8 protein-coding genes and 1 pseudogene are annotated in these 10,087 nt (G+C 64.9%); 6 read left to right on the top strand and 3 right to left on the bottom strand.

Annotated elements, in window-relative coordinates:
• A partial coding sequence (locus tag N826_RS41075; protein ID WP_169789496.1) for a tetratricopeptide repeat protein occupies window positions 1-1,228 on the bottom strand: 1,228 nt, incomplete at its 3' end.
• 151 nt (window positions 1,229-1,379) lie between these two features.
• Entirely contained in the window at window positions 1,380-3,065 is a 1,686-nt protein-coding gene (locus tag N826_RS37350; RefSeq protein WP_052832760.1) for a methyl-accepting chemotaxis protein, read from the bottom strand.
• 306 nt (window positions 3,066-3,371) lie between these two features.
• Here N826_RS37350 and flgK point away from each other — a divergent pair, with 306 nt between their 5' ends.
• From flgK to N826_RS37320, 6 genes are all read left to right on the top strand, one after another.
• Entirely contained in the window at window positions 3,372-4,841 is a 1,470-nt protein-coding gene (gene flgK, locus N826_RS37345; protein ID WP_044437560.1) for a flagellar hook-associated protein FlgK, read from the top strand.
• A gap of 20 nt (window positions 4,842-4,861) precedes the next feature.
• Entirely contained in the window at window positions 4,862-5,896 is a 1,035-nt protein-coding gene (locus N826_RS37340; RefSeq protein ID WP_044437559.1) for a flagellin, read from the top strand.
• A 310-nt stretch (window positions 5,897-6,206) separates the two neighbouring features.
• Complete coding sequence (locus N826_RS37335; protein WP_044437563.1) at window positions 6,207-7,025, top strand: flagellin N-terminal helical domain-containing protein; 819 nt, start codon at window positions 6,207-6,209, stop codon at window positions 7,023-7,025.
• Between the two features lie 137 nt (window positions 7,026-7,162).
• A complete protein-coding gene (locus tag N826_RS37330) occupies window positions 7,163-7,564 on the top strand; it encodes a flagellar biosynthesis regulator FlaF (RefSeq protein ID WP_044437558.1) in 402 nt (133 codons plus the stop codon).
• A 29-nt stretch (window positions 7,565-7,593) separates the two neighbouring features.
• Window positions 7,594-8,334, top strand: a complete 741-nt coding sequence (locus N826_RS37325) for a DUF1217 domain-containing protein (RefSeq protein WP_044437557.1) — start codon at window positions 7,594-7,596, stop codon at window positions 8,332-8,334.
• A gap of 92 nt (window positions 8,335-8,426) precedes the next feature.
• Window positions 8,427-9,761, top strand: a complete 1,335-nt coding sequence (locus tag N826_RS37320) for a tetratricopeptide repeat protein (protein WP_169789495.1) — start codon at window positions 8,427-8,429, stop codon at window positions 9,759-9,761.
• A 76-nt stretch (window positions 9,762-9,837) separates the two neighbouring features.
• Here the strand turns inward: N826_RS37320 and N826_RS37315 are convergent.
• Window positions 9,838-10,087 (bottom strand): annotated as a pseudogene (locus N826_RS37315) (hypothetical protein); the annotation flags it as partial.

Here is a 10,087-nt window from a genome sequence, read left to right as displayed (position 1 = left end):
GCCCCGGATCGCCGCCCAGCCGGAATGCCTGACGGAACGACGCCGTGGCACGGCCGGTCTCGCCCTGGTCCAGCAGGATATTGCCCAGCGCCGTCTGGGCGCGCGGGAAGTCCGGCGTGCCCGACAGGGCGTGCTTGAGCGTCGCGGCGGCAAGGCCGAACCTGTTGTCGCGCAGGAAGGCGTTGGCGAGGCTCATCAGCGCTTCGGAATGGTCGGGCTGAACCCGCAGGGTGCGGCGCCATGCCGCCATCGCTTCGTCATGTCGGCCGGTGCCGGCAAGCGCTCCGCCCAGATTGCACCAAGCGGGCGCGAAGCCGGGTTCCAGGGCCAGCGCCCGCGTCAGGGCCGCATGCGCATCGTTCGGCCGGTCCAGGCGGTTCAGGCAGTAGCCCAGGTTGTTCCAGGCTTCCGCCATGCCGGGTTTCAGCGAGGCGGCGCGGCGGTATGCGGCTTCCGCGCCCTCCACTCGGTTCAGGGCCAGCAGGATATTGCCCAGGGTCAGCGCCGCCACCGGATCGGCCGGATCGCAGCGCATAGCGCGTCCGGCGGCAGTCGCCGCCGGTTGCGGCAGTTCCCGGGCGGTCAGGGCAAGGGCGAGGTCGTGCCACGCCGAAGCGCTGGCCGGGTCGAGCGCCGCCGCGTGCCGATGGACGTCGAGCGCCTCGGACAGGCGGCCCTGGCGCAACAGGGCGGTTCCCAGTCCGGCCAGCGCCGCCCCGCTCGCCGGGTCCCGCGCGACCGAGTCGCGGAAGGCGGACTCGGCGCCGGCTGGATCGCCGGCTCCCAGCAGCGCCATTCCAAGGCTGGCATGGGTCGCCGCCAGATCCGGCGCCATCGATGCCGCGGCGGCGAAAGCTCCGGCGGCCCCGGCGGCGTCGCGCCCGCTCATCAGCACATGGCCAAGGTTGACCCAGGCTTCGACCATGGACGGATCCAGGTCGATCGCCCGCCGGTAGGCATCGGCGGCCTCTTCCAGCCGTCCCCGATGGCGGCAGGCGATGCCGTATTCCAGGACGATGTCGGGATCGTCGGGCCGGACGCCCATCAGGGCGCCGAAGGCATCGGCCGCCAGGTCCCAGTCTCCGGCCTGAACGCCGACTTGCCCGATCACCTGGAGCGCACTGGGGGAGGGGCTGAAATCCAGCGCCTGCCGGCAGGCAAGCGCCGCCTCGTCCAGGCGGCCGGCCTGGTGATGGTGCTGGGCGATCGTAAGGAGCTGGGCTAGCATGGGACGGCGCCTGGAGGATCGGAGGCTCCGGTCCGGGTGGACCGGCGGCATGGGACTCTGCGCGGGCACACTAGCACCGCGCCGCCCTCCGGATCATCCCCATACCGCTCGCGCGGGCAGCCGGTGCCGCTTCGGCGCCGTTCCCAAGGGTTCAGCCGGCCTCCTTCAACTGCGCGGTGAACCGTGCCGCTTCCGCCCGCAGGGTCTCGACCTGCGCGCCCACGATCCCCGCCGACGCCGTCATGCGGCCGGTCGCGGCGTCGGTATCGCTGATCGCCGCCGACACGCTGCCCATGTTCAGCGTGATCTCGCGCGTCGACTCGGCGCTCTCCAGCATGTTGCGGGCGATCTCGCTGGTGGTCCGGCTTTGCTGCCGGACCGCTTCGGCAATGGTCATGGCGATGTCTCGCACCCGGTCGACTGTCGCCGCGACATCGTGCATGGCCTGTACCGTCAGCTTGGTCTCTTCCTGGATGCCGGTGACCTGGGCGGCGATTTCCGCCGTCGCTCCCGCCGTCTGGTTGGCCAGGGCCTTGACCTCGTGGGCGACGACCGCGAAGCCCTTGCCCGCCTCGCCGGCGCGCGCCGCCTCGATCGTGGCGTTCAGCGCCAGCAGGTTGGTCTGGTTGGCGATGCCGTTGATCATGTCCACGACGACGCCGATCTTCTGCGCCGCCTCCGCCAGGTGGCGGATGCGCCCCGTCGTTTCCTCGGTCCGCGCGGCGGCTTCGCTGGTCACCTCGGCGGCCTCGGTTGTGCGCCGCCCGACGTCGATCACGGAAGCGGACAGTTCCTCCGCGGCCGACGCGACGCTCTGGACCGCCGACGCGGTCTGGCCGGCCGCCGACTGGAGGGCGATGGCCTGCCGGCTGGCCGTGGACGCCTGGGCGGACATTCCGTCGGCGACGGTCCGCAGATCGCGGTCCGCTTCGATGAGGGCTTCGACGATGCCGGCGATGCTGCCGTTGAACCGGACGGTCGCCGTGGCCGACTGGGCCGCGCGTCGTTCCGCCGCCTGCCGGCGTTCTTCATCGCCTCTGCGCATGTCGTCCAGGTCGACCGCCTGTTTCTGCATCGTCATGATGGCGCGGGCGACTTCTCCGATCTCGTCGTCAGCACCCGGATCGAGGACGATGTCCCGGCTGCCTTCGCCGATCTTGCGGATGGACTGGGCGGCACGGGCCAGCGGGTGCGTGATCCTGCGCGCCGTCACCACCGACAGCATGATCGTGACGGCCAGACCGGCCAGCGTCACGCCGATGCCCATGACGACCGCCAGCTGGCTGGTGTCTTCGCTGCGGGCCGCCCGTTCCTCCTTGCGGCGCTCGATAAGCTCGGAGATTTCCTCGTTCCGGACTTCCAGTTCCTCGAATGCCTGGACGAATTCGGGCATCCGCATCTGGGCCTCGACACCTCTGTCCTTGCTCAGCCGGATGATGGTTTCGGCCGCCGCTATGTAATGGCTGAGCGCCGGTTCGGCGCCGTCCAGGGCCGCCTTGATCTGCGGATCCAGGGAGGTCCGGGACGCATTCGTCCGCAGCGCCGTGCGGAAGGTTTCGGCGTGCTCGTCGAAGTTCTTCCTGTTTTCCTCGTAATCGGCTTCGCCTGTCCCCTGGTTGATCGACAGGAGCGCCGTCAGCACGTCGGAATGCAGGGCGTCGTGCATCATGTCGCCGAGCATGTGGGTGGTCAGCGCGTCGGACATGTCGAAGAGTTCGGTCGCGGCCCTGTTAGATGCGACGATGCCCCCGGTCCCGATAGTGCCGACCAGCCCGACCGCGAGAAGCGAGCTGGCTGCGAGCGCCGCAAGGCGTTGGCGAAGGGTGAGTTGCTGCATGAATGATCCAGCTTCAGAGAAACAATTGCATTAATTTCAAAAAGCATCATTTCACATTCCTATTCGAATAAGAATTAAGCCAAAAGATGTATGGAGTGGTATTTCGGTACTCATTAGGTGTCGGCAAACCATGCAGCGGCCCCGGCAGAATTTGCCGCGTGGGACGCCCGGCAATGCCTTCCCGGACTGCACCACCCCAGGTTCGGAAAGGCGCCTAACCCGTGTATCCCATGGCTCCGCAGGTCTTGGCCCGGCATTTGCTTAGTGACTGTCGGCAGGGTCCGCATGAGGTGGAACCTGCGGTCAATGGTGGATGAAATGGGCCTCGACCTTTCCCTGCGTACGGCGATGAGCGGCTTGCGGACAGTCCAGAAAGGACTGGATACCGTATCGAGCAACATCGCCAATGCCGATACTCCCGGCTACACCCGCAAGGTCCTCACCCAGTCCACCGTCGTCATGGACGGCAAGAGCCTCGGCGTCCAGACCGGCAACATCGAGCGCGAGGTCGACACGGCGCTTCAGCGCGAGACGCTGACGCAGGAATCGCGGGTTTCCAGGCTGGGGGTTCTCGACCAGTATCTCGGCCAGGTCGAGATGCTCCACGGCGATCCCGAACAGGAAACCTCGCTCGGCAACGTGGTCAACCAGATGCGCGACGGCTTCGCGAAGCTGATGGACTCGCCAAGCTCGATCCCGCTTCAGAACGAAGTGGTGTCGCTCGCCGACAACCTCGCCCGAACCACCAACAGGCTGGCCGAAGGGATCAACACGATCCGGACCAACGTCCAGGGCGAGATCGAAAGCGCCATCGACGATATCAACACCCAGTTCCAGACGATCGACGACCTGAACCGGAAGATCCGCACCTCGACGGCGCTTGGCCAGAAGGAACCCGATCTGGAGGACAAGCGCGACGAGGCCGTCCGGCTGGTCGCCGAGCAGATCGACATCAACGTCATGAAGCGGTCCGACGGCTCGATCGCCATCCTCGACCATTACGGCCAGCCGCTGCTGGAAGACACCTACAAGCCGCTGTCGATCGCCACGACCGTCATCAGCCCGCAGGTGGCCTATCCCGGCGGCATACCGCCGATCCGCCTGGGCGATTCGACGACCGGCGCCGATGTCACCGGCCAGCTGCGCGGCGGCAGGCTGGGCGGACTGATCGAGTTGCGGGACCAGTCCCTGCCGCGCTTCCAGGCGCAGCTCGACGAGTTCTCGCAGACGCTGTCCGAGACGTTCAGCACCGCCGGCCTGACGCTGTTCACCGACATCAACGGAGTGGTTCCGGCCGACCTGCCGACGACGGCGTCGATCGGCTACGCCAACCAGATGCAGGTATCCCAGACCATCCGGGACGATCCCAGGCTGCTGCGCGACGGTGACGACGCGACTTCGGCGGGTGCCGCCGACAGCACGCTGCTGCGCAGCATCGTCGACGGCGTCCTGGGAAGCGGCCAGACGTTCCAGACCGCCGGCCTCGGCCCCAACTCCAACCTGACGTCGTCGCTGCCGGCCAGCACGGATTTTGCATCGTTCGCCACCGAGCTGGTCAGCTATCAGGTGAACGAGAAGGCCAACGCGACGTCGCAGCTTCAATCCGCCACGTCGCTGCGCGACCAGCTGAAGACCAAGCTATCGGATCAATCAGGCGTCAACCTCGATACCGAGGTTTCGCTGCTAATCCAGTTGCAGCGCTCGTATTCCAGTTCTGCCCAGGTGGTTTCGACCAACCGGCAGATGTTCAACGACCTCATCTCGATCGTGCGCTGATCTGAGAACGGAGCCCGGCTATGACCTCAATCTCAACTTCCGGACAGTTCTTTCGGATTCAAACCCAGAATCTGGCGATCCAGGCCCGGATGACCGAGTACAGCGAGCAGACCTCGACCGGCAAGAAGGGGACCGTCTACGGCGCGCTCGGCAGCGACGTGCGCCAGTCGATCGACCTGCGGGGGAACGTCAACGAACTGGACACGTACCAGAAGAACATCGCCACCGCGCAGCTCCGGGTCACCAGCGCCATCGACACGATGGACCGCATCAAGAACGTGGCGCGCGACGTGCGCGACCAGCTCACCAAGCTGAGCGGCAACCCGCCCCCCGACCAGACCGTCGTCAAGGACATAGCGCAGCGCGGCTACAACGAAGTGGCGCAGCTTCTCAACACGAAGGTCGAGGGCCGCTACATCTTCGCCGGCAGCGACATCGGCAACGAGCCGTTTCCCAATGCCGGCCAGTTCTTCACCGACGTCCAGACCGAGGTGAACGCCTACGCCGCCAACGGTGCGCCCGCGACCTTGGCCGCGACCACGGCCATCGCCACCGACAACACTTACTTTTCGACGGCCCTCCAGGCCGCCGACCCGTCCCCGCTGACCGCGCGGGTCGACCGCAACCTCGACATCACCTATCAGGTGCGGGCGAACGGGCCGGAGCTTCCGACCCCGCCGGCCGGGCAGATCGAGCCCTTCCGCGAGATCCTGCGCAGCCTCGCCACCGCCGCCAACCTGACCTACGACCCGAGCAATCCGGCATCGTTCGACGACTTCCAGACGATGCTGACGACCACGCGCACCAGTCTCGACGGCGCCGCCAAGCTCGTCGACAACCATGTCGGCATCTTCGGCTCCAACGCCGCCCGGATGAAGGCGCTGGACACCCAGCACGACGAGACCACGGTCACGCTGAAGCAGGGAGTCGGCGACGTCGAGGACGTCGACATGGCCGAGACCATCTCGAAGCTCCAGCTGGTGCAGACGCAGCTCCAGGCCTCCTACAAGGTCACGGCGACCTTGCAGAAGGTCAACCTGATCGACTTCATCTGAGCATCGCGGCCGCTCGGCATTCCATCGACCGCCGCAATGCTATCCAGGGGTGCGGCGCCTGCCGGTGAATGCGCGGGATGCCGCCGCAAGGTGTCGGCGACTCCTCGGCGCGGGGGAGTTCTTCAGGCGGCCGGCCGATCTTTTCGGTCCGCGCGCGGAAGTTCCGCAAACTCCATAGCCCTATCGAATTCTCACAACCGGCGCTATGGCGGAAAGCCCTGTATACAGTGCGGTTAAGCGTTTTTTTACGAATACGGCTTACGATTAACACGCGGAAGAAGACCGCAATCTATCCAAAATGGAGGCACAGATGTCTAATTCGGTCAATACCAATGTCGGGGCGATGATCGCCCTCAAGAACCTGAACAACGTCAGCGACTCCCTCTCGACCACCCAGAAGCGCATCAGCACCGGCTTGAACGTCGCCGACGCCTATGACGACGGCGCGTCCTATGCCGTCGCGGAAGGCATCCGCAGCGACGTGAAGGCGATCGGCGCCGTGAACGAGCGTCTGGCAGTCGGCAAGGGCATGATCGACGTCGCCGTGAAGGCGGGTGAAAACATCTCCAAGTCGCTTCAGGACGTCCGTGTCGTTCTCACCAAGCTGGCCGACCAGGCCCTGACCGGTGCTGACCGTACGAACTACGAGAACCAGTACAATACCCTGAAGAACGATATCGACAACTTCATCAAAGACGCCAAGTACAACAACATTACGCTGATCAATTCCAGCGCCAACCAGGCGATCATCTCCAACGTCGACGGCGGCAACATCACGGTGACGGCGCAGAACCTTGCGTCCGCGGTCTACAGCCAGCTCACCAGCGCCTCCAACTACACCGCCGCCGCGGCCCTGATCGCCACGACCGGCGCATTGGCCAACGCCGAAGGCAACCTGGGTCAGGCCATGAACCAGCTGGCCGCCGACAGCCGCCGCATCACGAACCAGATCGGGTTCAACAATGCGATCGCCGACGCGACCAACACCGGCCTGGGCGCCATCGTCGACGCCGACCTCGCGAAGGAAAGCGCCCGCTTGCAGTCCTTGCAGGTCAAGCAGCAGCTTTCCAGCCAGGCGCTCTCGATCGCCAACCAGTCTCCGCAGTCGCTCCTGGGCCTGTTCCGTTAAGGTCCGTGCCCGCCGCCCGTCCTTTTCGGGTTTCGGCCCGAAAAGGACGGGCATGGGCTTCACGGGTCATTCCGGCGGTTCCGAAGCTTCATATCCACCTAAGACCAGCACAAAAGCGGTTCTGAACGGAAGTCGCAATGAACTCGAAGCTCAACGCTTATAAGCAAGCGGCGATGATGAAGACGGATTATCGCTCGCAAGAGGCTAATCTCTTCAAGCGCGTCACTTTCGGATTGATCCAGGGCAAGGCGAATCCAAACGGCATGGATCTCGTCCGGGCCGCATCGGACAACAAGCTTCTCTGGATGACCATCATAAAGCTGTTGCAGGACGACCAGAACCGCCTGCCGGCGCCCTTGCGCGGGCAGATCATCTCGATCGGACAGGCCGTGATCCGCGAGATCGACCAGAACATCACCGGCACGCTCGACGTCGACTTCCTGATCGACATCAATACCCAGATGATCGAGGGCTTGGCGGCGATGCCGGAGACGACGACCGCGGCCGCCGGACTGCCGACCCAACTCCCTGCCGTCTGAGGGGGCTGGCCACCACCTGGAGCCTTACCATGTCCAACAGCATCGCCTTCTTCAAGATGCCGGCCATCGCGGCCTATCAGCTCGCCGTAAAGCAAGGCGATGCGGCGGTCGAGAAGTTGGCTGCCCGTAAGGACGTCAAGGCCGAGGTGGATTACTTCCGCAACAATATCCAGAGCGTGAAATCCGTCGAAGACCTGTTCAAAGACCGCCGCATGATGAAGTTCATCCTGGATGCGACGGACCTGGGCAAGGAAACCGACAAGATGGGCTTTCTAAAGAAGGTCCTGACTCAGAAGGCCGAAGACTCCGACGCCCTGATGAACAAGTTGGTGGACAAGCGTTTCAAAGCCGCGGCCACCCTGCTCCAGCTGGGCGAGAAGGGGCTGGGCCAGGTCCAGCGCGAATCCACCAAGGACGATCTGGCCGAACTCTACGTCAAGAACAAGTACAACGCCGGCCTAGCGACGCAGAACTCGGGCGTTCCGCTGGCGATGTACCTGAAGGAAAACGCCTCGGGTGTCAGGAGCACTTACGACATCCTGGGTGACGCGCGTCTCCGCCACGTCGTGACGACCGCTCTCGGCCTGCCCCTGGAGCTTGCGAACCAGTCGGTCGAGGCGCAGGCGGCGGCGATCGAGAAGCGCATGAAGGTCTCCGACCTCAAGGACCCGAAATTCGTCGACAAACTGGCCAAGCGCTTCCTGATGGCATCCGACACCGGTAGCGGAACGGGTGGTGCGGACCAGTGGAAGCTGAACCTTTTCGCATGAGAATCGCATACGCCGCCGGATGGGCCTGACCGACGGTCGCCCTGGCGATGCCCGCCAACATCCGGCCAGAGGCCGAAAGCTGGAGAGAATTGATGTCTGCTGAAGTAGCTTTGCAAATTCCGGCCGATGCCGCAGGACTGGCGGATTTGAAGCAACGCGCAGCGATCCTGTTGACGCGTGGGGACCTTGAGGAAACCCGTTCCCTGGTGGACGAGGCGCTCGTCGGGCTGCCGGAAGACTCCGATCTGCTGGCGCTTCGCGGGACGTGCCGCGCCCGGCAGGGCGAACTGAGCGACGGCATCCAGGATCTGGCCTCCGCCGTCATGCTGAACCCCCGCGACTGGGAATTGCTGAACAATCTGGCGGTTCATCTTCAGCAGATGAAGATGTTCGACGAAGCCGTGGTCTTTCACGTCAAGGCGATCAACAATTCCGAACCCGAGCACCACCCCCAGCTTTACATCAACCTGGGTCTGGCGATGACGGGGCAGGGCGACTTCAAGGCGGCGGTCGAACTGTTCGAGGCCGTCCTGGACGTCCATCCCGACATGATCGACGCGGCCGTCAACCTGTCGAGCGTCCTCAACTCCCTGAAGGAATACGCGCGCAGCGCCGAGGTCTGCAAACGTACCCTGGCGCTTGTCGAAGCGCCTGAGCTTTATCACAACATGGGCAACGCCCTGCACCGGATTGCCGGGCGCAACGCCGATGCCGTCAAGGCGTTCGAGCGGGCGATCGAACTCGACCCGACCAACCTGAAATCGAAGCACATGCTATCGCTGCTTCGGGACGAGGACATGGAGTCGATCCCCTCCGACTTCGTCGCGGGGCTGTTCGACGATTACGCCAGCTACTACGAGTCGGACGTCATCGAGAAGCTGCGCTACCGGGTGCCGGGTCTGGTCCGCCGCTATCTGCTCAAGGCCACCCCGGGCCGTACCCATTTCCCGTCCGTCCTGGATCTCGGCTGCGGGACCGGCCTTACCGGCGTGATGCTGCGCGACCTGACCGACTTCCAGAAGGGCGTCGACATCTCCCGCAACATGCTGGTGCAGGCGCTCGACAAGAAGATCTACGACCAGATCGAAGCGGTCGACCTCCAGGTTTCGCTCGGTGAGATCGACCGGCAGTATTCGGTCGCCATCGCCGCCGACGTTTGCGGCTATATCGGCCGCCTCGACGGGTTCGTCACCAAGGTGTTCGACGTTCTCGAGTCGAACGGCCTGTTCGTCTTCTCGGTCGAGGAATCCTTCCTGGCGGACTACGAAGTATCGGCCGCCGGCCGCTTCGCCCATCGGCGCACCTATGTCCAGAAGGTGCTGACCGACTCGGGCTTCAAGGTGGTCACCGGTGCCCGCGAGCAGCTCCGCAACAGTGCCGGCCGGCCGGTGTTCGGCATGATCTTCGTGGCGCAGAAGCCGGCGTAAGCCGCTTCCGCGATACGACGCCGATTGGGGCGCCGGGCTCGATCAGCCCGGCGCCCCTTTGCGTTCAGGTTTCCTGTCAGCGTCCGGCGGCCAGGACGTGCTCGATGGCGCGGACGCTTTGGTCGTGGTCGAACAGGGCGGGCACGCGGTCGAGCACGCGGCGGGTGACGTGGCGGCGGAAGTCCCTATCGCGGCCCAGCCTCAGCGCAAGCTCGACATACTCCGCGTGGTCGGCCGCGACGCAGTCGTCCAGGTCCATCAGCTTGTAGAAGCCGTAGGTGTGGCGCCCGCGCATGAACTCGCCCGGCCACGTCACGATCGGCGTG

It is taken from the genome of Skermanella aerolata KACC 11604 (assembly GCF_000936425.1).
Taxonomy (GTDB): domain Bacteria; phylum Pseudomonadota; class Alphaproteobacteria; order Azospirillales; family Azospirillaceae; genus Skermanella; species Skermanella aerolata.
This window is presented reverse-complemented; position numbering and strand designations above follow the sequence as displayed.

Bases quoted from the DNA above. Each gene is read 5' to 3' on its own strand.
- N826_RS37350 (WP_052832760.1), bottom strand. From the start codon at position 3,065: ATGCAGCAACTCACCCTTCGCCAACGCCTTGCGGCGCTCGCAGCCAGC.
- flgK (WP_044437560.1), top strand. From the start codon at position 3,372: ATGGTGGATGAAATGGGCCTCGACCTTTCCCTGCGTACGGCGATGAGC.
- N826_RS37340 (WP_044437559.1), top strand. From the start codon at position 4,862: ATGACCTCAATCTCAACTTCCGGACAGTTCTTTCGGATTCAAACCCAG.
- N826_RS37335 (WP_044437563.1), top strand. From the start codon at position 6,207: ATGTCTAATTCGGTCAATACCAATGTCGGGGCGATGATCGCCCTCAAG.
- N826_RS37330 (WP_044437558.1), top strand. From the start codon at position 7,163: ATGAACTCGAAGCTCAACGCTTATAAGCAAGCGGCGATGATGAAGACG.
- N826_RS37325 (WP_044437557.1), top strand. From the start codon at position 7,594: ATGTCCAACAGCATCGCCTTCTTCAAGATGCCGGCCATCGCGGCCTAT.
- N826_RS37320 (WP_169789495.1), top strand. From the start codon at position 8,427: ATGTCTGCTGAAGTAGCTTTGCAAATTCCGGCCGATGCCGCAGGACTG.